General features: G+C 68.6%; 17 protein-coding genes. 7 read left to right on the forward strand and 10 right to left on the reverse strand.

Features of this window, described 5'->3' with window-relative positions; genetic code table 11:
* From ACXJLH_RS27685 to ACXJLH_RS27710, 6 genes are all read left to right on the forward strand, one after another.
* On the forward strand, window positions 1-366 hold a 366-nt coding region (locus ACXJLH_RS27685; protein ID WP_457447576.1), incomplete at its 5' end, for an MFS transporter.
* A gap of 44 nt (window positions 367-410) precedes the next feature.
* Window positions 411-1,484: a non-reducing end alpha-L-arabinofuranosidase family hydrolase gene (locus tag ACXJLH_RS27690; RefSeq protein WP_457447578.1), complete on the forward strand. Its 1,074-nt coding sequence runs from the start codon at window positions 411-413 to the stop codon at window positions 1,482-1,484.
* Between the two features lie 52 nt (window positions 1,485-1,536).
* Window positions 1,537-3,150 (forward strand): family 43 glycosylhydrolase, encoded by a 1,614-nt coding sequence (locus tag ACXJLH_RS27695; RefSeq protein WP_457447580.1) that lies wholly within the window; start codon window positions 1,537-1,539, stop codon window positions 3,148-3,150.
* Window positions 3,147-4,730: a GH39 family glycosyl hydrolase gene (locus tag ACXJLH_RS27700; protein WP_457447582.1), complete on the forward strand. Its 1,584-nt coding sequence runs from the start codon at window positions 3,147-3,149 to the stop codon at window positions 4,728-4,730. The genes ACXJLH_RS27695 and ACXJLH_RS27700 overlap by 4 nt, the downstream gene beginning before the upstream one ends.
* Window positions 4,727-6,031 (forward strand): glycoside hydrolase family 5 protein, encoded by a 1,305-nt coding sequence (locus ACXJLH_RS27705; RefSeq protein ID WP_457447584.1) that lies wholly within the window; start codon window positions 4,727-4,729, stop codon window positions 6,029-6,031. Before ACXJLH_RS27700 ends, ACXJLH_RS27705 begins: the two co-directional genes overlap by 4 nt.
* A gap of 160 nt (window positions 6,032-6,191) precedes the next feature.
* Window positions 6,192-8,708: a response regulator gene (locus ACXJLH_RS27710; RefSeq protein ID WP_457447586.1), complete on the forward strand. Its 2,517-nt coding sequence runs from the start codon at window positions 6,192-6,194 to the stop codon at window positions 8,706-8,708.
* Here the strand turns inward: ACXJLH_RS27710 and ACXJLH_RS27715 are convergent.
* The 3 genes from ACXJLH_RS27715 to ACXJLH_RS27725 all read right to left on the reverse strand — a co-directional run bounded on the left by ACXJLH_RS27715 (window position 8,705) and on the right by ACXJLH_RS27725 (window position 10,506).
* Window positions 8,705-9,193 (reverse strand): DUF1579 domain-containing protein, encoded by a 489-nt coding sequence (locus tag ACXJLH_RS27715; protein ID WP_457447588.1) that lies wholly within the window; start codon window positions 9,191-9,193, stop codon window positions 8,705-8,707. The genes ACXJLH_RS27710 and ACXJLH_RS27715 overlap by 4 nt on opposite strands.
* Before the next feature lie 5 nt (window positions 9,194-9,198).
* The gene (locus ACXJLH_RS27720; RefSeq protein WP_457447590.1) at window positions 9,199-9,927 is read right to left on the reverse strand and encodes an NIPSNAP family protein; all 729 of its coding nucleotides are present in this window, start codon (window positions 9,925-9,927) and stop codon (window positions 9,199-9,201) included.
* Between the two features lie 111 nt (window positions 9,928-10,038).
* A complete protein-coding gene (locus ACXJLH_RS27725; protein WP_457447592.1) occupies window positions 10,039-10,506 on the reverse strand; it encodes an Lrp/AsnC family transcriptional regulator in 468 nt (155 codons plus the stop codon).
* Window positions 10,507-10,609: 103 nt separating this feature from the next.
* Between ACXJLH_RS27725 and ACXJLH_RS27730 the strand changes: the two genes are divergently transcribed.
* Window positions 10,610-10,984, forward strand: coding sequence for a VOC family protein (locus ACXJLH_RS27730; protein WP_457447593.1), 375 nt, complete (start codon window positions 10,610-10,612; stop codon window positions 10,982-10,984).
* On the opposite strand, the gene ACXJLH_RS27735 is transcribed toward ACXJLH_RS27730, so the two are convergent.
* The 7 genes from ACXJLH_RS27735 to ACXJLH_RS27765 all read right to left on the reverse strand — a co-directional run bounded on the left by ACXJLH_RS27735 (window position 10,981) and on the right by ACXJLH_RS27765 (window position 21,487).
* Window positions 10,981-12,135 (reverse strand): CaiB/BaiF CoA transferase family protein, encoded by a 1,155-nt coding sequence (locus tag ACXJLH_RS27735; protein ID WP_457391276.1) that lies wholly within the window; start codon window positions 12,133-12,135, stop codon window positions 10,981-10,983. The genes ACXJLH_RS27730 and ACXJLH_RS27735 overlap by 4 nt on opposite strands.
* Window positions 12,136-12,214: 79 nt before the next feature.
* Window positions 12,215-14,026 carry a glycoside hydrolase family 127 protein gene (locus ACXJLH_RS27740; RefSeq protein WP_457447595.1) on the reverse strand — a complete coding sequence of 604 codons (1,812 nt, stop codon included), beginning with the start codon at window positions 14,024-14,026 and terminating at the stop codon, window positions 12,215-12,217.
* Window positions 14,016-16,133, reverse strand: coding sequence for a formylglycine-generating enzyme family protein (locus ACXJLH_RS27745; RefSeq protein ID WP_457447597.1), 2,118 nt, complete (start codon window positions 16,131-16,133; stop codon window positions 14,016-14,018). The genes ACXJLH_RS27740 and ACXJLH_RS27745 overlap by 11 nt, the downstream gene beginning before the upstream one ends.
* 4 nt (window positions 16,134-16,137) lie before the next feature.
* Window positions 16,138-17,028, reverse strand: coding sequence for a ribokinase (locus ACXJLH_RS27750; protein WP_457447599.1), 891 nt, complete (start codon window positions 17,026-17,028; stop codon window positions 16,138-16,140).
* Window positions 17,025-18,218 (reverse strand): serine hydrolase domain-containing protein, encoded by a 1,194-nt coding sequence (locus ACXJLH_RS27755; protein WP_457447601.1) that lies wholly within the window; start codon window positions 18,216-18,218, stop codon window positions 17,025-17,027. Before ACXJLH_RS27755 ends, ACXJLH_RS27750 begins: the two co-directional genes overlap by 4 nt.
* Window positions 18,219-18,271: 53 nt before the next feature.
* Entirely contained in the window at window positions 18,272-20,449 is a 2,178-nt protein-coding gene (locus ACXJLH_RS27760; protein WP_457447603.1) for a TonB-dependent receptor, read from the reverse strand.
* Window positions 20,450-20,611: 162 nt separating this feature from the next.
* Window positions 20,612-21,487, reverse strand: coding sequence for a LysR family transcriptional regulator (locus ACXJLH_RS27765; protein ID WP_457447605.1), 876 nt, complete (start codon window positions 21,485-21,487; stop codon window positions 20,612-20,614).
* Between the last annotated feature and the right edge of the window lie 28 nt (window positions 21,488-21,515).

Genomic DNA, 21,515 nt, shown 5'->3' on the forward strand with positions numbered 1-21,515 from the left:
GCTTTCACAGGTGCAGGGTTCTGGACGCTGTACAACGCCACGCTGGGCGACGTGGTGGACTACGACGAGATGCAGACCGGCCAGCGCCGCGAGGGCTCGTTCTCGGCCTGCCAGTCGTGGATCTCCAAGGTCGGCATCGCGCTGGGCACGGGCGCCTCGGGCTGGATCCTGCAGTTCACCGGCTTTGACGCCAAGCTGGAGGCCCTGCAGACGCCGCACGCCATCTTCATGATGCGCATCCTGCTGTCCACCATCCCCGTCATCGGCCTGGTGCTGGCGCTGGTGTCGCTGCTGCGCTTCGAGCTGACCGAGAAGCGCATGGCCGAGATCCGGGTGCAGCTTGAAGCCACGCGGGGCCGCGTATGACGCCCGCACGCACCGATTCCCTGAAAACATTCATCGCAGACGTCATGCGCAGCAACAAATCTTCCCTGAGCGGTTTCAACGCACTCTGGTTTGCGTCCTGCCTGGCATTGAGCACCTTCGCTCAGGCGGCGGAGCCCGCGAATCGGATCCAGGATTTCGAATGGAAATCCAGTGAGCCGCTGATCAGGCCGCCGGCCGACGCGAAGCACATCTTTGGCGTCAAGGACCCCTCCATCGTCTATCACGACGGCCGCTACCACGTCTTCATGACCACGGCAGGGACGAATGGCTGGGGCATGGCCTACACGAGCTTTGCCACCTGGGAAGAGGCGCCCAAGGCTCCTCTCTTCATGCTCGACAAGTCCCCCATCGGTCCCGGCTACCGCGCTGCACCCCAGGTCTTCTACTTCGCGCCGCAGAAGCTCTGGTACCTGATCTATCAGGGCGGCGATCCGCTGTATTCCACGACCAAGGACATCAGCGATCCCCGCTCATGGACGGCACCGCAGCCCTTCTACAAGACCATCCCGGAGAGCGTGAAGGACGACAAGGGCCAGGCGGCCTGGCTGGACTTCTGGAACATCTGCGACGACAAGAAGTGCCACCTTTTCTTCACCGGCGACAACGGCAGCTTCTACCGCGGTGAGACGACGATCGAGCGCTTCCCTCAGGGCTTCTCCGAGCCGGTCGTCGCCATGAAGGAAAAGCGCGACGACATGTTCGAGGCGAGCAACACCTACAAGATCGCCGGCACCAACCAGTACCTGACGCTGATCGAGGCCATGCGGCCAGGCGGGCGGTATTTCCGGGCCTGGACTGCTGATCGCCTCGACGGCAAATGGCAGCCCATTGCTGGCGCCGAGATGAACCGGTTCGCCGGCGCAGACAACGTCAAGTTCAACGGCCGGATCTGGTCCGAAGGCGTCTCCCATGGCGAAATGATCCGCGACGGCGCCGACCAGACGCTGACCATCGACCCCTGCAAGCCGATGAAATTCCTCTTCCAGGGCTTGGACATGGAAAAGGGCAAGAAGTACGACTACATCGAACTGCCCTATCGGCTGGGGCTGATCACCGCCGCGGCCCCCGACGCCATCAGCGCGATGTGCAAGAAATGAACGACGCCGCGCGGCGTGCGCCTATCCCCGGAACATGACCCTGGAGACATCGATGTGGACTCGACGTGCGTTTCCCGCCATCCTTGCCGGCACCGCGGCCGGCTCAAGCGCGCCGGCCCGCGCGTCGACGACGCAGGCCTCGACGGGATCGCGTAATTTCGCCTTTGGCATCGAAGGCCAGCGCAAGGCCGACCTGGGCAATGGGACCTATCTGAATCCCATCGTGCCAGGCGACCACGCCGACCCGACCATCCTGAAGGACGGTGCCGATTACTACATGACGTTCTCGTCCTTCCAGTCCTACCCGGGCGCCGTCATCTGGCACTCGCAGGACCTGGTGAACTGGGCGCCCGTCACCGCGGCGCTGCATCAGCCCATCGGCACCGTCTGGGCGATGGACCTGATCAAGCACGCGGGCCGCTATTTCATCTACATCCCGGTGCTGCACGACGCTGGCATGGGCGTCTATGTCATTCACGCCGACGACATCCGCGGGCCATGGAGTGCGCCCATCGATCTGAAGATCCCAGGCTGCATCGACCCGGGCCACGTCGTCGGCGAGGACGGCCGGCGCTACCTTTTCGTCAACGGCGGCCGCCGCGTGCGGCTCAAGGACGACGGGCTTGCCACCGACGGCGCGTTGGAGAACAACGCCTGGACACCCTGGCAATATCCCAAGGACTGGGTCGTCGAGATGTTCGCGCCCGAGGGCCCCAAGCTGCTCAGGCGCGGCGAGTGGTTCTACCTGATCTCTGCCGTGGGCGGCACGGCAGGGCCACCCACCAGCCATATGGTCACCGTGGCGCGCTCGCGCTCGGTCCATGGGCCCTGGGAGGACTGCCCGCACAACCCCATCGTGCGCACGAAGAGCGCCAGCGAGCCCTGGTGGTCGCGCGGCCACGCCAGCCTCGTCGAAGGGCCGGCGGGGGACTGGTGGATGGTCTATCACGGCTATGAGAACGGCATGCGCACGCTGGGCCGCCAGGCGCTGCTGGAGCCCGTCGAGTGGACCCAGGACGGCTGGCCGCACGCCAAGGGCGGCACGCTGGACAAGCCCCTGCCCAAGCCGCGCGGTGGCAAACGCAGCCCCGCGGGCTTTGCGCTGTCCGACGATTTCTCCAGTGGCAAGCTCGGCTTGCAATGGGCCTTCCATGCGCCAGGTCCCGATGAAGCCAAGCGCCTGCGCTTCGAGAGCGGTGCGGATAAGGCCCTGGTCATCCGCGGCAAAGGCAAGGCCCTGCCCGACTCCTCGCCGTTGACCTGTGCCTGCGGCGACCGCAGCTACGAGGTCAGTGTTGAGCTGGAGATCATCGGCGACGGCCATGGCGGCCTGGCGCTGTTCTACGAGGAGCGCGGCCACGTGGGCCTTGGCTTCAGCAGCACGCAGATGCTGACCTATGGCTACGGCCAGGAGCACTCGTGGATGCGCGAGAACATGGCCACCCGCCGTGTGCACATCCGCCTCGTCAACCGAGAGAACGTCATCACCTGGCACACCTCGCACGACGCTGGCAAGAGCTGGAAACAGCATTCCTGGCAGATGGAGGTCTCCGGCCTGCATCACAACGTGTTCGGCGGCTTCGTCAGCCTGCGGCCTGCGCTGTTCAGCGCCGGCGCCGGCGAAGTCCGCGCCCGCAACTTCGTCTACAGAGGACTCCCGACATGACTTCACTCCGCTCTCTGCGCCGCCGCCAGTTGCTGGCCGCCACCGCCCTGCCCCTGGTCGCCCCCATGACACTTGCCGCCCCGCAACAACGCCGCATCGTGCTCGACGTGGCCCAGGCCAAGGAGCCGCTGGACCGCTTCTTCGACCACTGCGTCGGCGCCGACTACCCCGGCACGACCTACCGCCCCGATGCGCTCGCGCAGCTGAAGACCGCGGTCGATGAACTGGGATTCCGCTACCTGCGCTTTCACGCCATCTTTCACGACGTGTTCAAGACGGTGACACGCGACGCCGCGGGCAAGCTGGTGTTCGATTTCACCGGCATCGACAAGCTCTACGACGCGATGCTGGCCCGGCGCATCAAGCCCTTCGTCGAGCTGGGCTTCACACCGCTGGCGCTGAAGACCTCGGACAACAAGATCTTCTACTGGGAGGGCAACACCTCCCACCCCGAGCCCGCCGGCTGGGTGGCGCTCATCGACGCCTTCATCCGCCACCTGCTGGAGCGCTATGGCGCGGCTGAAGTGCATGACTGGTACTTCGAGGTCTGGAACGAACCCAACCTCGACGGCTTCTGGGAGAAGGCCGATCAAAAGGCCTACTTCGACCTCTACACCCGCACCGCCAAGGCGATCAAGGCCGTCAGCCCGCTGCTGCGCGTGGGCGGCCCGTCCACCGCCGGCGCAGCCTGGGTGCCCGAGTTCCTGGCCCACGCCAAAGCCACCAACACGCCGGTGGACTTCATCACGACGCATACCTATGGCGTCGATGAAGGCTTTCTCGACGAGTTCGGCAAGGAAGATCGGAAGCTGTCCAAGTCGCCCGACGCCATCGTGGGTGACGTGCGGCGTGTGCGCAAGGAGATCGAAGCCTCGCACCTGCCAGGCCTGCCGCTGTTCTTCACCGAGTGGAGCACCAGCTACAACCCACGCGACCTGGTGCACGACTCGTACATGAGCGCGCCCTATGTGCTGAGCAAATTGAAGCAGACGCAAGGACTCGCCCAGCACATGAGCTACTGGGTCTACAGCGACCTGTTCGAGGAACCCGGCCCGCCGGACGCGCCCTTCCATGGCGGCTTCGGCTTGATGACGCGTGAGGGCATCCGCAAGCCGGTGTGGTTTTCGTACAAGTACCTGGCGGCGCTGAAGGGCAAGGAGGTGCCGACGAGCGATGCCTCCACGTGGGCAAGCATTGACGGCGACCAGGTGCAGGCCATCGTCTGGGACTGGCGCCAGCCCGACCAGACGGCCAGCAACCGCAGCTTCTTCGGCAAGCCGCAGCCGGCCCGGGACGCAGGCAGCGCCACCGTCGAACTGCGCCATCTGTCGCCTGGCCGCTACCAGCTCACGCAGCGCCGTACCGGTTTCGAGGTCAACGACGCCCACACCGCCTACCTGAAGATGGGCTCACCGAAGAACCTCGACGCGAAGCAACTCGCCACGCTGCAAGCGCTGACGACGGACAAGCCCGAAGTGCAGCGCGAACTGCGCATCGGCACCAACGGCTCGGCCACGGTGACGATCAAGCTGCGTAGCCATGACGTCGTGCTGCTGAGCCTGAACAAGTTGGCACCATGAGACGGCGCGAGGCAGCCCTGGGCCTTGCGGCCGGCTTGGTGGGCTGCGGCGGCGGTGGCGGTGGCGGCGCGGGAATGAGCGCGGCACCCGCACCCGCACCCGCACCCGCACCCGCACCCGCACCTGCACCTGCACCCGCACCCGCACCCGCACCTGCACCTGCACCTGCACCTGCGCCGGCACCTGCGCCCGCGCCGGCCCCGGGCGGCTCGCCCTATCCCGACTACAACATCGCGCCCGCGGCGGCCGACACCACCGGCATGGCCGACTCGGCCGTGCAGGCCGCGCAGAAGATGCGCACCGGCCTGAACATCGGCAACACGCTGGAAGCGATGGGCGGCAAGAGCGAGACCTATTGGGGCAACCCGAAGATCACACGCGACTTCGTGCAGTTCATCAAGACCAGCGGCTTCAACGCCGTCCGGCTGCCGACCTCCTGGGATCAGTACGCCGATGCGACGACCGCCAGGATCGACCCTGCTTGGCTGTCCCGCGTCAAGGAGGTCGTCCAGTACTGCATCGACGCCGACCTCCACGTCATCGTCAACATCCACTGGGACGGCGGCTGGCTGGAGGAGCACTGCACGCCCGACAGGCAGGTCGCCAACAACCACAAGCAGCGGGCCTTCTGGCAGCAGATCGCGACCCAACTGCGCGACTTCGACGGGCGGCTGCTGTTTGCCAGCGCCAACGAGCCCAACGTCAAGACGGCCGAGCAGATGGCCGTGCTGATGAGCTACCACCAGACCTTCATCGACACCGTGCGCGCCACCGGCGGCCGCAATGCCTGGCGCAACCTGGTCGTGCAAGGGCCGTCGACCGATGTGGAGCTCACCAAACAGCTGATGACGGGCTGGCCGATGGACACGACCAGCGGCCGGCTGATGGCGGAGATCCACTACTACACACCGTGGAACTTCGCCGGCATGACCAAGGACGAAACCTGGGGCAACCAGTTCTTCTACTGGGGCCAGGGCAACCACTCCACCACCGATACCGCCCACAACCCCACCTGGGGCGAGGAGGACGCGGTGGACAGCCTGCTCGGCTCGATGAAGACGCGCTTCGTCGACAAGGGCATTCCCGTCATCGTCGGCGAGTTCGGCGCCCAGCACCGCACCACGCTGACCGGCGAGGCGCTGCGGCTGCACGAGGCCAGCCGCGCCTACTTTTGCAAGACCGTGGCGCAGAGGGCCCGCGCCTTCGGCCTGGTGCCGTTCTACTGGGACACGGGCTCGCTGCTGGATCGCAGCCGCAACGTCGTGCTGGACGCCAAGGTGCTGGACGCGTTGACGGGGTGACCCCATGACCCTGCCCGTCACGAGACGCCGACGCCGCCATCCCGTGAGGGCGGCGCTTCAGCTCAAGGTGTAAACGGGCGTCACCCGTCGCGCGAGCCGCCACGCAGTTCGACTATCCTGTTAGCAAGCCCGGCAGCCTCGGGCGCCTCAGGGAGCCGACTTGGAATCAAGCAGCCTGCCCCGGGAGGGCGGTGTTCCCACTGAAACCGCGCCGGCGCACGCTCGGCCGGCCTTTCTGCTGGACCAGCCGGCCGGCCCGCGCGAGCGCCGTCACGCGCTGATCGTCGCGCTGCTGTCGGTGGCCGTGTTCGCGGCCCTGCTGCCCTTTGCCAAGCTCAAGCTGGCGGCGGTGCCGGCCTTCATCCCCATCTACGAGTCGGCCCTGGTGCTGACCGACCTCATCACGGCCGTGCTGCTGTTCGGCCAGTACCGCATCCTGCGCTCCCAGGCCCTGCTGGTGCTGGGCTGCGGCTATCTGTTCACCGCCGCGATGGCGACGGCCCATGCGCTGAGCTTCCCGGGCCTGTTCAGCGCCAACGGCCTGCTCGGTGCGACGACGCAAACCACCGTCTGGCTCTACATGCTGTGGCATGGTTGCTTTCCGCTCTTCGTGCTCGGCTATGTCGCGCTGAAGAGCAGGCCGCAGTTCACCGTGCCGACGTTGACCTGGCCCGCACTCACGCTGCTGGCCGGCGCCGGCTGCATCGCGATGACCACGCTGGGCCATGACTGGTTGCCCGAGCTGCTGGTGGGCGGCCGCTACTCGCTGGCCTTCCAGGTCACCGTCGGCTGCGTCTGGGCCTTCAGCCTCGTCGCCCTGGCCGCGCTGTGGCGCCAGCAGCCGCGGACCGTGCTGGACCTGTGGCTGATGGTGGTCAGCCTGGCCTGGCTGTTCGACATCGCACTGTCGGCCATGCTCAACGCGGCGCGCTTCGACCTCGGCTTCTATGCGGGCCGCATCTACGGCCTGCTGGCCAGCTCGGTCGTGCTGATGGAATTGCTGCTGGAAAACAGCGCGCTGTACGCGCGTCTGTTCAAGGCCTACGAGGCCGACCACGCCCAAGGCGAGGCGCTGGCTGCCGCACGCGACCAGGCCGAGGCCGCCAACGCCGCCAAGAGCCTCTTCCTGGCCAGCATGAGCCACGAGATCCGCACGCCGATGAACGCCATCATCGGCCTGACCAACCTCGTGCTGGAGACACGGCTGGACCCGCGCCAGCGCGACTACCTCGGCAAGGTGCAGACCTCGTCCAAGGCCCTGCTGACCCTGCTCAACGACATCCTCGACTACTCCAAGATCGAGGCCGGCAAGATCACGCTGGAGGCCGAGGAGTTCGGCCCCGAGGAGCTGATCGAGAACGTCGGCCATCTGTTCTCGGCGCGGCTGGAAGAGGCCGGGCTGGACCTGCTGTTCGAGTTCGACGAGCACCTGCCGCACCGCCTGGTTGGCGACAGCCTGAGGCTGACCCAGGTGCTGAACAACCTCGTCGGCAATGCCATCAAGTTCACACCACGCGGCGAGATCGTCGTGCGGGCAGACCTGGTGGGCGAGCACGACGGCCGCATGCGGTTGCGCATCAGCGTGCGCGACACCGGCATCGGCATGACGCCCGAGCAGGTGGATCGCCTCTTCCAGGTCTTCGGCCAGACCGACGCCTCCATCGCGCGCCGCTACGGCGGCACCGGCCTGGGCCTGGCCATCTGCAAGCGCCTCGTCGAGCTGATGGACGGTAGCTTCGAGGTCAGCAGCCTGCCGGATCAGGGCAGCACCTTCTCCTTCACCTGCGACTTCGGCAGGGCCAGACCGGGCGCCGAGCGCATCGACCTGCACCGCATCCGCGGCATGCGCACCCTGGTCGTCGACGCCCAGCCCACCGAGCGCCTTATCCTGCAGCAGATGCTGCAAAGCTGGCGCTTCCAGGTCGGCGTGGCCTCGTTCGGCGACGAGGCGCTCTACCGCCTGCGCCAAGCCGACCCGGCCCACCCCTACGAATTGCTGCTGCTGGATTGGAAGACGGCCGGCGCGGACTTCGTCGACACGGCCCGCCGCATCGCGGCCGAGCGCGGCGCACCGCCACCGGCCATCATCGCGCTGGGCAGCCTGCATGCGAGCGAGCGCGTCGCCGAAGAGCTGCAGGGCCGCGCTGGCACCCAGGTCCTCGTCAAGCCCGTCACACCGTCGCGCCTGTTCGACGCCCTCATGCAACTGCAGCGCGGCGAGCCGCCGGCCGCAGAGGCGCCGACAGGCGGCAGCATGGCCGACCTGGCCGAGACCATGCGCCCCCTGCACGGCGCTCGCGTGCTGCTCGTCGAGGACAACCCGGTCAACCAGCAGGTGGCCTGCGCCTTCCTGTCCATGGTCAAGCTCGACGTCGAGGTGGCCGAGAACGGCCAGGAGGCGGTGGAACGCCTCAAGCACGAGACCTTCGACGCCGTGCTGATGGACATGCAGATGCCTGAGATGGATGGCGCGACGGCGACGCGGCTGATCCGCGCCATGCCACAGCACGCCCGCCTGCCCGTCATCGCGATGACGGCCGGCGCCATGGAGCACGACGTGCAGGACTGCCTGGCCGCCGGCATGAACGCCCACGTCAGCAAGCCCATCGATCCGCGCCAGCTGGTGCGCACGCTGCTGGCCTGGGTGGCGCCGCCGGCCCGCGCGCAGCAAGGTTAGGAGGGATCGGGCACGCGCTCGAAGTCCATCTCCCAGTTGACCTCCCAGGTCTGGCCTCCATCAGCCGAGAAGGCCTGCTGCCAGTGCGGCCGGCCCGTGGTGGTGTTCGTCCAGCGATAGCGCACGCGGATAGGCTGGCCACGCAGCTCGTCGTCGCACTGGAACTCGCCGACACCCTCGGCAAAGCCGCCCACCACCGGCGGATCCAGGCGATGCGGATTGCGGCCGTCCACCCACCAGATGGCCCATTGGCTCGTGGCCGGGTCAAAGGTGCGCATGGACAGCGCGCGGTAGGGGCCGGTGGGCAGCTCCAGCACGTTGTCGTCGATGTTGCCAAGGCCGTCGAGCAGGGGCCACATGCGACAGCGGCCGTCGAAGTTTTCCCAGTCCTCGCAACCGAGCAGGCGCTCCTTGAGGCGGCGGTGGCTGACCTTCCAATGGCCAATGAAGAAGTCGAAGTCATGCGGGGTCGAAGTCGTGATCATGATGTTCAGGTGTGAAGGGCGGAACGGGCCGTGGGCACCAGGCGCAGGGTCTGAGTGGGCTTGGCCAGCCAGGGCTGAAGTGATGCGGCGAAGTCCCGCGACAGGGCTGCCCTGGCGTCATCGAACAAAGCCAGAGAGACCAGCACGTGTTCGCCTTCGCGCACCGGCAGGCGCGGGAAGTTGTTGGGCGTGGCCTCGGTGACATACCAGGCCAGCTGTCGGGCACCAGCGGCGCGCAGCGCATCGCTGAGCGGGCCGCGGGCAAGGCCCAGCAGTTCAGGGCCGGCCGGCGCTTTCAGGTGGAAGACGGTCGCCAGCAACAACCCCGAGGGCAGCGCCGTCGCGCCACGTTCGGCGCGGGGCCGGGCCGGCTCAGGCAGCGCGGCGCCATGCCAGGCCGGGCGCAGCAGCAACACGTTGTCGGAATCGATCATGGTCGCGTTGGCCGTGTTGCGGTGCTGTGTCCAGACCGGCCCGCCATAGAAGGCAGGCAGGCTGTCGCCGCGCGCGGCCATGTCGGCGAAGCCTCGCAGCCAGACAAAGCGGTCAGGCCCGTCCAGGTCGCGGAACTGGCCCAGCACGCGGATGCCGACGGCCTCCTGCGCGGCGACGAACTCGCGGTCGAAGAGCTCGATCAGCGTGTCGCGTTTGCCCGGGTGCAGGGTGTACTGGCGCAGTTCGACGACCTGACAGTCCGGCGCGACGGGCGGTGTGGTTTCGAGAGGCAGAGGCATGGTTCAGAGTCCACGGAGTTCAAGGTCCGTGCAGTCTGCGCCGCCATACCTGTCAATGCATGACGTGTTTTACGACGTGCCGACATCGGCGCCAGAAAACCGCAGGCCGCGTCATTCGGGCACCGGCAAGCTGAGGCCGCGCTTGAGCACGCCCATGGCGACCTGGGTGGTGTAGCGGCGCACGTTCGGGTTGTCGGCCAGCAGCCGGGCCATCAGCGCTTCATAGGCGGTCGTGTCGAGGGCGGTGACGACAAGCACGAAGTCGTTCTCGCCGGTCACATAGAAGGCCTGCTGCACGGCGGCCTCGGCGTCCAGCCAGGCGCGCAGGCGTGACATCGGCTCGGGGCGCTCGCTGTCGACCTGCAGGGCGGCGATGAAGGTGGTCGGCCGGCCGATCTGGGCGGCGTCCAGCACGGCGACCTGGCGCTGGATGACGCCCTGCTCGCGCAGCCGCTTCAGCCGCCGCTGGATGGCCGAGGCCGACAGGCTGACATGCTCGGCCAGCTGCTCGGCAGTCAGCGCGGCGTCCTGCTGCACCAGGGTCAGCAACTGGCGGTCAAAGCGGTCCAGCTCGGTCATCGTCGGAAATTGCGGCCAAACGGCAAGGGAGCCGCGCATCTTGCCGGATTTCGTCGCGGCGCCGTTTCTAGGATGACGGGCGTCCCCACAGGAGTCTTTCCCGATGATCGATCACGTGTCCCTGGGCACCCGCCGCTACGCCGAGTCGGTGGCCTTCTACAGCCGCGTGCTGGCGCCGCTGGGCCTGGCACTGCTGCGCGATACCGGCAGCGAGGCGGCCTTCGGCACGCCCGAGCGCTGGTGCTTCTTCCTCTACCCCGTGCCGGAAGACGAGGCCGTGACGGCTCGCGGCGCCCACATCGCCCTCGGCGCCCCCGGGCGTGACGCTGTCGCGGCGACTCACGAGGCCGCGCTGGCGGCAGCGGCCCGCGACATCTTCACGCCGCGCCCCCGGCCCGACATCAGCGACACCTATTTCGGCGCGATGTTCCACGACCTCGATGGCCACCGCATCGAGGTGCTGACGAACGCGACCTAAGGCTTGAGCTCGTCGTCGTGCTGGCCGAGGGTCGGCGCGGCGAACGGCTCCGGCCCGGGCGTCCTGCCGAAGACGATGGGCCGCGTGACGCCGCGATAGCTGCCGACGGTCGCGTGCTCGAGGTCGCCGACGATGCCCTCGGCCAGCACCTGCGGATGCTGGAACATGTCCTCGACCTGGCGGGCCGCCGCGCAAGGCACCTCGTCGCCGAACAAGGCCTCCCACTCCAGCGCCGTGCGCGTGGCCAGGGCCGCATGCAGCCTCGTCAGCAGCCCGGCGGCGTTGGCGGCGCGCTTCTTGACGGTGTCGAAGCGCTCGTCGGCGGCGAGATCATCCAGGCCGGTGATGCGGCACAGCGCCGCCCAGAAATGCGCTGTGTTGGCCGAGATGTAGATATGACCCTCACGCGCCGGGTGGATGCCGGTGACGCCGCCCGAGCGCATGTCGCGGCCGATGTCCAGCGGCTCATCGCCGGCCCAGACCAGGCGGGCCGACTGCATCGTCAACGCGCTGCGCAGCAGCGACACACCGACGTACTGGCCGCGCCCGCTGCGCTCGCGCTCGAACAGCGCCGACGCGACACCTGAAGCGACCAGGGCCGCCGCGTAGTAGTCGACCACCGAGCCGTAGAGGATCTCCGGCGGCCCGCCGCGCTTGCCCTGCAGGGCGCACATGCCGGTCAGCGTCTGCAGCACCTGGTCGTAGCCGGCCTTGTCCTTCAGCGGCCCGGTCTCGCCGTAGCCGGTCACGGCGCAGTAGATGAGGCGCGGGTTCAGCAGCTCCAGCTGCTCGTGCGCAATGCCCAGGCGCCTGGGAACGCCGGGGCGGAAGTTGTGCACCAGCACGTCGGCCTCGCGCACCAGGCGCAGCAGGGCGGCGAGATCGGCGGGCTGCTTCAGGTCCAGCACGACGCCACGCTTGCTCCGGTTCACGCCGATGAAGGCACGGCTCTCGGCAGCCAGCGTGGACGGGTAGTTGCGCAGGTTGTCGCCGGCCGGCGGCTCGACCTTGAGCACGTCGGCGCCCTGGTCGGCCAGCAGCGTGCAGCCATAGGGCCCGGCGATGTAGGCACTCAGGTCGAGCACGCGCACGCCGCTCAGTGGCCCCGGCGGGCCGGGTCGGGTGGAGGGAGGGAAGGCAGCGGCGTTCACGGCGGGGGGCTCGTCAGGATGGCGGCCAGTCTGGGCCAGAAGCCCGGCGCAACCAAGGGCGCTGGCGTTCGCTCAGGCATCACGGAAACTTGGTTGTCGTGGTCGCCGGCGCGGTCGACAGCCAGGTCAGCCGCCAGGCGCCGTCCTCGCGGCCACCGGCGAGGAAGTAGGGCTGGAAGTCCAGCGGCGTGCGGTAGCCCAGGCTCATGCGCAGCGTCGGCACTTCGGCGCCGGCCACTTCGCTGACCCAGTGTTCGAGCGGCGCCTCGGGCAGCTTCACGGTCTCCGCCGTCTTGAAGCCGTCGATCAGCGGCGTCGCGAAGACCAGCGGCCCACGCGTCAACGCCACATAACCCAGGTCAAGCACCGTCTGGTGTACGGCGCTGCCGTCGGGCGCGCGCGACTCCTGCACATTGCGGTTGCGGCGCTGGTGCAGCTCGGCCTTCATCGGCAGGCACAGCCTGACGGTATCGCCGGGCTGCCAGACGCGGTCGATGGCCAGATACCCGCCCGGCATGCCGGCGAAGCGCTCACCGCCGACCTCCGCATGGGCACCCTCGGCCCAGGACGGGCAGCGCAGCTTCAGCGTGAAGCGAGCCGGCGCATCAGGGTCAAGAGTCAGCGCCACGTCGCTTTCGTACGGATAGCCCGTCTCGATGCGCAGGCCCACGCCGCCGACGCGCGCCGTCAGCGGGCCATGCAGATGCACCGTCAGCTCGCCCTCGCCACCGCTGACGGCCAGCGCCGGCAGCTCCTCCAGCGCCATCGCGCCGCTGCTCTTGCAGCAGCGCCAATACGTCGTGTGCACACGCCGGCCGTTGGGGAAGCTGTAGTAGCACCAGTCCTCGCCATTGGGCGCGATGGCGCCCAAGAGGTCGTTGTAGGCCGTGCGCTCGATCTCCTCGGCATAGCGCGCATCACCGCTGAGCAGCAGCAACTCGCGATTGAGCTGGACCCAGGCCAGCGTCGAGCAGGTCTCGACATAGGCCTCGGGCACAAAGCTGCCCGGCGCATTGAAGACCTCGCGCGAGCGGTGGGCCACGCCACCCCAGGGGCCGCCACCCAGGCTCAGGTGCTTGTCGCGAATGCCGGCCCACAGCGCATGCACGGCAGCCAGCAGCTCGGGCCGGCCGGTGGCACGGTGCAGCTTGGCCAGGCCGACGAGGTTCCACAGCAACTGGTAGGCCTTGCCGGTGGCGATGTCGGCCGCGTCGGCGCCGGCCAGCGCGCGGCTCAGCAGGGCCAGCGGCGCGTGGCGGTCGGCCTGCGCCAGGATGCGCTCGGCCAGGTCCAGGTAGCGGCGCTCGCCGGTTGCGAAGTAGAGCTCGCAGGCCGGGTCCATCAGCACCGTGGCCGACATGCCGTGGTGGTTGCCGAGGTCGGTGATGTCGATCTCCGCCAGCGCGCTCGCGCAGAGGTCGCCGATGCGGCGGGCCGCTGCCAGCCAGGCCGGCTCCGCGAAATGGCGGTGCGCTTCGAGCAGCCCCAGGATCAGATAGCTGTGCGTCCAGATGTCCCAGGTGCGCAGGCTCGGCGCGCCGTCCCAGGTCAGCGGCTTGGGTGCCTGCTTGACCATGAAGCGGCGCGGCGCGGCATAGGTGCCGAGATAGCCGTCGGCTTCCTGCTGGGCGCAGAGGAAGTCGGCGACGACGCGCACGTTCTCTGCGAGCTCGGCGTCGCCGCTGCGGGCCGCGGCGCGCGAGGCAGCGACCAGCCATTTGCCGGCGTGCTCGCCGTACCAGTCGCCCTCCAGGTTCTTGTCCGCCACGGCGCGCAGGAACAGCGCAATGGCCGGGCTCTCGGGCCCGGCGATGAAGCGGTGCAGCCGGCCGCGGCGGCTGGCTTCGACGGCCTCGCCGAGCACGCCGCCGAGCTGGACCTCAGCGCGCATCGACGACACAGCGGAAACCCAGCATGCCGGAACGGTCCTTGCACGGCGCCATCAGCAGGTATTTGCCGTGCTGGTCGAGCCGGTAGGCCTGCGGGAAGTACCAGTGCGAAGTCTGCGGCTGGTAGCTGCTGCCGCCGCGCAGCACGGCCGCGCGGGTGTGGTTGTCGGCGTATTCGTCGGTCCACTGCCAGACATTGCCGACCAGGTCCAGCACGCCAAACGGGCTGGCGCCGCGCGGGTGGGTTTCGACGTCGGCGGGCGGGGTCAGCGTGCGACCGGTGTTGGGCGGCGGCACGGCGCTCGCGTCCCAGGCCTCGCCCCAGGGATAGGCGCGGCCGTCGCCGCCTTGGGCGGCGTATTGCCACTCCCATTCATGCGGCAGGCGCTTGCCCGCCCAGGCGGCATAGGCGCGCGCGTCCTCGATGCCGACCCAGGTGACCGGCTTGTTGGCCCAGCCTGCGGGCGGTTCAGCGTTCACCCAATGGCGCAGGAAGTTGTGCGCGTCCGCCGGTTGATAGCGCGTGGCCAGCACGAAGGCATGGAACTGCGCGTTGGTCACCGGCGTGCGGTCCATGAAGAAGCGCGGCATGTCCATGCGACGGCGATGCTGGCGGCGCGGGCTGTCTTCCCATGGGTATTGCACGTCCAGGCCCGCCCAGGTCTGGCCCTCGACCTCGACGCCGCCGACGGCGAAGTCGAACTCACCGGCAGGGATCTCGACCATGCCCTCAGGTGCCTTTTCGACGCGCGGTGTGGGTGCAATGGCGACGAGCTGCTGCGTCAGCGGCCGCCAGGTCTTGTCCAGCGACTGCAGCGGCGTGCGCGCCAGCTCGGCCATGCGAGCCAGCAAAGACCCGTCCACCGACTCACCAGCCGCAACGGCCAGCAGCGCGCCAAAGCCCCGCGCCTCCAGCGCCACCGAGAAGATCGCCTGGGCACCGTCCACGCGCGGCTGCACCTCCGCGCCGTTCCACACATCAAAGTAGCGCGTGCCGGTCTCGTGTTCAACGGCGAGCTGCTCGCCATCGACCACATACTCGTTGCGGTTCACGATCGTCCACAGCCGCCGCCCATCGAGCGGAAAGCTGCTGGCGAACACACCCGCCTGCAGCGTCGGCGCATAGGGCCGCCAGTCGCGGCTGACCAGCAGCGGTGCCAGCGCGCGGTACAGCGTCGCGATGCGCTTGAGCGTGGCGGCATCCCGGCCGGTGAAGCCGTTCCAGATGCCCCAGACGTTTTCCCAGGCGTTGTAGCCCACGCCGTTGAAGAAGCAGTACTGGAAATCGTTGTTGCGGTCGCGGCTCCAGCGGTTCTCGAGGTTGATCATGTGGCGGGGTTCCAGCCACTTGAACTTGGCGACGACGGGCACGACGTCCTGCGGCACCTTCTTGCCCCAGCTCTGCACATTCCAGATCAGCTGCTCCTCGCAGGAGATCGTCGACTCCGGCTGCAGCACGACATAGCGCCCGCGCCGCTCGCAGGCATCGAAGAAGGCCCGCGGCACGCCGTTGTAGGTGTCGCCGTTGATGCCGTCGGCACCGACGGCCTGCACGATGCCGGCGATGGCCTCCCAGTCGCTCTCGGCGTGCTCGCGAGTGCCGTGGTCCCAGGGCTTGGTGGGCAGGAAGACGCGCACGCCGCGGCGGTGGAAGGCGTCCACTGCGCGCTTGAGCCCATTCAGGCCGCCGGGCAGGTCGTGGGCCAGGTCGGTCTGGTTGCGGTCGTCGATGCCGATGTTGGGATAGACGTACCAGATCAGCACGCTGTCCAGGCCGCCGAAGCGCTGCTCGAGGTCGTCGAGGTAGCGGTCCACCGTGTACTCGCCGGTGGCCGCGTCGAAGAAGAAGCGGTCCTCGACCATCATCTGCGCGTGCACGAAATTGCGCTGCGCCCATTGCAGCTCGGGGCGGCGGTAGTTGGCGTCGTCATAGCCGATGCGCACCAGGTGCTCGCGCCGCCAGTCGCGCAGGTCGCGCAGCCAGTCGTCGGCGGTGCCGTTGACGTCCATCTGCCAGTGGCCGATCTCGGCGAACGGCCAGCCCGGTGCCTTGCCCGGCGTGGGCAGGTAGCGCTGTGTCGTGACGTGGGAGAACTTGTACTCGGCCATGGATTTATCGGGACTGCAGAAAGGACTCGACCTCGGCACGCGCGGGGATGCTGCTCTGCGCGCCTGGCCGCGTGCAGGCCAGGGCCGCAGCGGCGCAGGCCAAGCGCAGCGCCTCGGGCCAGCGGGCGCCATTCGCCAGCTCGGCCACCAGGGCGCCGCAGAAAGTGTCACCGGCCGCGGTCGTGTCGACAACCTCGACGGCAAAGCCGGGTTGCTCGAACCAGGCCGCGCCGCAGCGTGCCCGCACGCCGCGTGCGCCCAGCGTGACGACGACGCAGGGCACGTCCAGCGAGGCGATGGCCGCGTCGATGTCATGCTGGATGCCGCTGATGGCGGCCAGCTCGCCCTCATTGACGACGAGCAGGTCCAGCGCACCCAGCAGCGCGCGCGGCAGGGGTTGAGCAGGCGCGCCATTCAGCGTCACGTTGAGCCCGGCGGCATGGGCGACGCGTGCGCAGGCCGTGACGGTGGCCAGTGGCGTCTCCAGTTGCAGCAGCAGGTGGCTGTAGTGGCTCAGCGGTGGCAGGTGTTCGGGCGCCAGGCCGGCATTGGCGCCGGGCGCGACGGTGATGGCGTTCTCGGCGTCGTCGGACACGCAGATGAAGGCGGTGCCCGTGGCCAGGCCCTCGGGGCGGACGATGTGGGGCGTCACGCCAGCGGCGCGCAGCGAAGCTTCGAGCTCTGCGGCATAGGCGTCCTGGCCGAGAGCGACGAGCATGTCCGTCGCCACGCCGCCAGCGCGCGCGCAGGCCACGGCCTGGTTGGCGCCCTTGCCGCCGGGAAAGGTCTGGAAGCCGCGGCCCAGCATGGTTTCGCCGGGCACCGGGATGCGCGGCGCGCGCACGACGAAATCGAGATTGGCCGAGCCGGCGACCAGGATGGCGGGAGGCTTCATCGCTCGAGGGCCTGGTAGACGAGGTTGTGGAAAGCGGCCGTCGGCCGCGGCGGGTCGGTGGCGACGCCGCGCGGCACATGCTGCATCAGCAGGAGGGCAACGAGGCGCTCGCGCGGGTCGACGGTGAAATAGGTGGTGGCCGCACCCGGCCAGCCGAAGGCGCCCTCGGAACCCAGCCGGCCGCGGCGGGCGACGTCCAGCACCATGGACACGCCCAGGCCAAAGCCCTCGCCGGGGCCGAGGTCGTTGCCGACGTCCAGGTGGCCGACCTGGTTCATGCGCATCAGCGCCACGGTCCTGGGCGACAGCAGCTGGCGGCCGCGCCACCAGCCCTCGTCGAGCAGCATCTGGGCGAAGCGCAGATAGTCATTCGCCGTTGAATAGAGGCCGCCGGCACCGCCGTCGTAGTCGCGCAGCGCCACGCCCGGCGCGTCGGCCGAGCGGGCCTTGGCGAGCACGAGGCGGCCGTCGTCGGTGACGCTCGTGATGTCGGCGACGCGGTAGCGCTGCGCGGCGGGCACCGTAAAGCCGGTATCGCCCATGCCCAGGGGTTCGAACAGGCGTTCACGCAGGAATTGCGCAAAGGGCCGACCCGACACGACTTCGACAACGCGGCACAGCACGTCGGTGTTGGTGCCGTCGTAGCGGAAGCGGCTGCCGGGCTCGAGCGCGAGCGGCACGGCGGCGACGCGGCGCGCGAACGTCGCCAGGTCGGGCGCGGCCTGCGGGTCGACCGGCGCGCCGTCGGTGTCCAAGCCCGAGGTGTGCGTCAGCAGATGACGCAGCGTGACCGGCTTGCGCGGCCTGCTGCCTTCGCGCAGGCGCTGGCCCGCGAACTCGGGCAGGTGGCGCTCGACGGGGTCGTCCAGCGTCAGCCCGCCCTCCTCCATCAGCATCAGCACGGCCACCGACGCGATCGGCTTGGTCATCGAGTAGATGCGGAAGATCGCGTCCAGCGGCATGGCCTCGCGGCGTGCGAGGTCGCGGTGGCCGTGGGCCTGGTGGTGCAGCACGCAGCCGTCACGCGCCAGCAGCACGACGGCACCGAGGTGGCCGGGGCCGCGTGCACTGGCACGCGTGTCGGCTTCAAGGAAAGCATTCAAGCGCTGCAGGCGCTCGGCCGAGAAGCCGGCCGAGGCCGGCGTGCAGGCCGGCAGCGCCGGCTCGGCCCGCACCGGCCAGGCGGCCACGGCCGCAGCGGCCAGCAGCAGGCGCCGTGTCGGTTCGGGTCGAAAGGCAGGGGTCAGAAGGTCACCGTGTGCGTCAACGACACGACGCGGCCGCGGCCCGAGGTGTAGTTGCGGAAGCCCACCACCTGTGACCAGCTCAGCACATAGAACTTGTTGGTCAGGTTCTCGATGCCCAGCGAACTCTTGCCGCCATGGCCCCAGTCCCAGTTGGCGCTGAAGTCGAACAGCGTGTAGCCCTTGGTGTGTTCCTCGGCGCTGGTGCCAACGTTGAGGTCGCGCGAGCTCAGCTTGGTCGCGCCCAACGTCACGTCGGCCTGGGGCAGGAAGCGCCAGGTGGCCGAAGCGCCGAGCTTGTCGGGGTTGATGTCGAGCACGCCCATCTGCTTGGTCAGCGGGCCGCCGCTGGTGAACCAGGTCTTGCCGGAGGTGTGCGAGTACAGCGCCGTGAACTTGAGGTCGCGCGTGGCGCGCAGCTCGCCGGTCAGCTCGTAGCCGCTGATGTTGACGGGCTGACGCGACAGCAGGAAGTCGTTGGTGACCGGGTCGATGGACAGGGACTGGCCGAAGTCGGACTTGCTCTTGTAGTAGGAGCCCCCGAAGGAACCCATGGCGCCGCGCCAGTTGAAGCCGACCTCGTTGTTCTTCACGATGACGGCTTGCAGGTCCAGGATGCCTGCGACGGACTGGCCTGGGTAGCTGATGTTGCGCAGCGGGATGCCGACATTGGGCAGCGTGAAGCCCTTGCCGCTGGAGACGAAGGCCGACCAGCCGCCGCCGATCTTCCAGACCGCGCCGATATTGGGCAGGTTGGCCTTGTAGTTCAGCTTGCCGCCCTTGACGTCCACGCGGTTGCGGAAATAGGTCGTCTTGTAGTCGGCCACCTCCAGCTCGCCATCCTCGCGGCGGAAACCGCCAGAGATCGTCACTGGCCCGATGTCGTAGGAGGCCTGGAACCACGGCGCGACGCTGCTGTAGTTCATCGGCGGCACCCACAGGCGATCGGTCAGCGCCAGCCACTGCCTGGCGGTATCGTGCGTCAGGTCGACGCCCCCGCGCACCTCCAGCCCTTCGACGCCGAAGACGTCGCCATGGCTGTAGGCATTGCGCAGGCCGTATTTGCGTGTGCGCACCTCGGACTGGTCCACCAGCGTGCCCAGCGGCGCGATCAGCGGGTCCTGGCGGTCGGCGCCGTTCTCGGCCGGGTAGCGCATCTTCTGGTCGGCGTAGTAGGCGTCCAGCGACAGCGAGCCGCCCCACAGGTCGTTGTGCTTGTAGGACAGCGTGCTCTGCGAGAAGTCGTTGATCTCGCTGAGGGTGCCGAACAGGCCAGGCCGCTCGGAGGTGTTGGTGGAGCCGGCCGTGCGATCGCCGTCGACGAGGTGGTAGTTGCCCTTGCCCTCGATCTTGAACTTGGACAGCGAGGCCTGGATGCGCTGCTCGCGGTTGGCGCCGAAGTTGTAGCCGGCCTTGGCGTAGACATTGTTGGCCGTCGAGTCGGCGACCGAGCCGCTGGTGTTCAGGCCGATGCGGCGGCCGTGGCCGTCGTAGGTCATGCCGCGGTCGATGCGCGAGACGCCGCCGATGAAGTCCCAGTCGTCGGCCTTGAAGGCGTAGTTGGCACCGAGCTTCCAGCCGGCACTGTCATCCTCGAAGGCCGTCGTGTAGCGCGCCGTCAGCGTGACCTCGCTGCCCATCTTGGTGGGCGTCTTGGACAGGTAGTTGATGATGCCGCCTGCCGCGCCGATGCCTTCGGACGCCGACGGGCCGTTGATGACCTCGATGCGGCCGACCAGGCCCATGTCGGTGAAGCTGGCGTTGCGCGTGCCCTCGCGCAGCGGCGAGCCCTGGGGCACGCCGTCGAACAGGCGCAGCGCGATGCGGCCGCGCAGGTTCTCGCCGGTGTTGCTCATGGCCTGAGATGACTCCGCATAGCCCGGCACCGTGCGCGACAGCACGGCCGTCATGTCGTCGGTCATGTTCAGCGTGTGGGCGATCTCTTCCTTGGTGATCAGCGTGACGGCACCCGGGATCTTGTCGACGGCCTTGGGCACGCGCGTGCCGGTGACGATGACGCGCTGGAGCTCGCTGCCGTCCGCGTTGGTGTCGGCATCGGTCGCGGCCTGCTGGGCCTGGGCGCCAGCCGCAGCCAGCGCGGCAACAGCGGCCAACGCGATGGCGCGGCGGGGGAAACGGGTGGTGTGGCCCTGGCCGGCCGGTGCTTGTCTCGTCATCTTTGTGCTTTCCATCGATCTGTGGGCGCGCCTTCTGCACTGACGCCGGTGGGCGTGGCGTGGCGGGCGCTGTGGCCGCAGTCTCAGCCAGTGCGTGACAAGCTCACACCCTCGCCACCTATGTTCAAGCCCAAGAATTTGTTGTGTGCCGATGCAGCCGGCTCAGACCAGGCCGGACACCGCACGTGCCTCGCGCAGAAAGGCCGTCACGAGGCGGTGCCGCACCGTGGCGCGCGACCACACGACGCCGATGCGGCGTGGCTCGCTGGGCAGGGGCAGGGGCAGGCAGACGACATCCAGCCCTTCCGGCCAGGGGCGCAACCAGTCCGGCACCAGCGACACACCCAGGCCCCGGTCCACCATAACGGCGATGGCGTTGAGCGCATTCAGCTCGAAGCGCTCCTGCGGCACGATGCCGGCGCGCTGCAGGTATTGGTCGGCGACGCGGCCGCCCCATTGCGTGCGGTCGTAGCGCACCAAGGGCTCGCTCGCCAGCAGCTCGTGCGGGTCGCGGCCGGCCCACTTGCGGGGCGCCAGCACAACGAGCTGCTCCTCGCGCAGCAGCTCCCAGCCACAGGTCTTGGGCAGCGGGAAGGGCGCCTCCAGCACGACGGCGGCGTCCAGGTCGCCGGCCTCGACGGCGCGGTATAGCTCGGGTGAATAGCCGGGCCGGATGAAGACCTTGAGCCTGGGATGCAACTCGACGAGGCGGGCCAGGATGTCGGGCACCAGGCCGGTCAGCGCATTGGTGCCGGCGCCCAGGCGCAGCTCGCCGGCCGGCGTCTCATCGGTGGCGATGGTGCTCAGGTCGGCCACGCCGCGCAGCAGCTCGCGTGTGCGCTCGAGGATGCGCGAACCCGGCTCGGTGACATGCACCGAGCGGCCGGCGCGGGCGATCAGCGGCGCGCCGATCTCGCGCTCCAGCGTGCGGATCTGCTGGGCCACCGCCGCCGGCGTGATGTTGAGCACGCGCGCCGCGGCGGCCATCGAGCCATGATCGACGACCGCGACAAAGGTGTGCAGGAACTGTGTCTCCAAGCTGCGTGTCCTGGCTCAGGGGCTGTGG

It is taken from the genome of Roseateles sp. P5_E4, assembly GCF_054049255.1.

Excerpts from the sequence above, each read along its gene's own strand:
- ACXJLH_RS27705 (WP_457447584.1), top strand. The coding sequence starts at position 4,727 with ATGAGACGGCGCGAGGCAGCCCTGGGCCTTGCGGCCGGCTTGGTGGGC.
- ACXJLH_RS27730 (WP_457447593.1), top strand. The coding sequence starts at position 10,610 with ATGATCGATCACGTGTCCCTGGGCACCCGCCGCTACGCCGAGTCGGTG.
- ACXJLH_RS27760 (WP_457447603.1), bottom strand. The coding sequence starts at position 20,449 with ATGACGAGACAAGCACCGGCCGGCCAGGGCCACACCACCCGTTTCCCC.
- ACXJLH_RS27750 (WP_457447599.1), bottom strand. The coding sequence starts at position 17,028 with ATGAAGCCTCCCGCCATCCTGGTCGCCGGCTCGGCCAATCTCGATTTC.
- ACXJLH_RS27695 (WP_457447580.1), top strand. The coding sequence starts at position 1,537 with ATGTGGACTCGACGTGCGTTTCCCGCCATCCTTGCCGGCACCGCGGCC.
- ACXJLH_RS27720 (WP_457447590.1), bottom strand. The coding sequence starts at position 9,927 with ATGCCTCTGCCTCTCGAAACCACACCGCCCGTCGCGCCGGACTGTCAG.
- ACXJLH_RS27740 (WP_457447595.1), bottom strand. The coding sequence starts at position 14,026 with ATGCGCGCTGAGGTCCAGCTCGGCGGCGTGCTCGGCGAGGCCGTCGAA.
- ACXJLH_RS27745 (WP_457447597.1), bottom strand. The coding sequence starts at position 16,133 with ATGGCCGAGTACAAGTTCTCCCACGTCACGACACAGCGCTACCTGCCC.
- ACXJLH_RS27715 (WP_457447588.1), bottom strand. The coding sequence starts at position 9,193 with ATGATCACGACTTCGACCCCGCATGACTTCGACTTCTTCATTGGCCAT.
- ACXJLH_RS27700 (WP_457447582.1), top strand. The coding sequence starts at position 3,147 with ATGACTTCACTCCGCTCTCTGCGCCGCCGCCAGTTGCTGGCCGCCACC.
- ACXJLH_RS27725 (WP_457447592.1), bottom strand. The coding sequence starts at position 10,506 with ATGACCGAGCTGGACCGCTTTGACCGCCAGTTGCTGACCCTGGTGCAG.
- ACXJLH_RS27690 (WP_457447578.1), top strand. The coding sequence starts at position 411 with ATGCGCAGCAACAAATCTTCCCTGAGCGGTTTCAACGCACTCTGGTTT.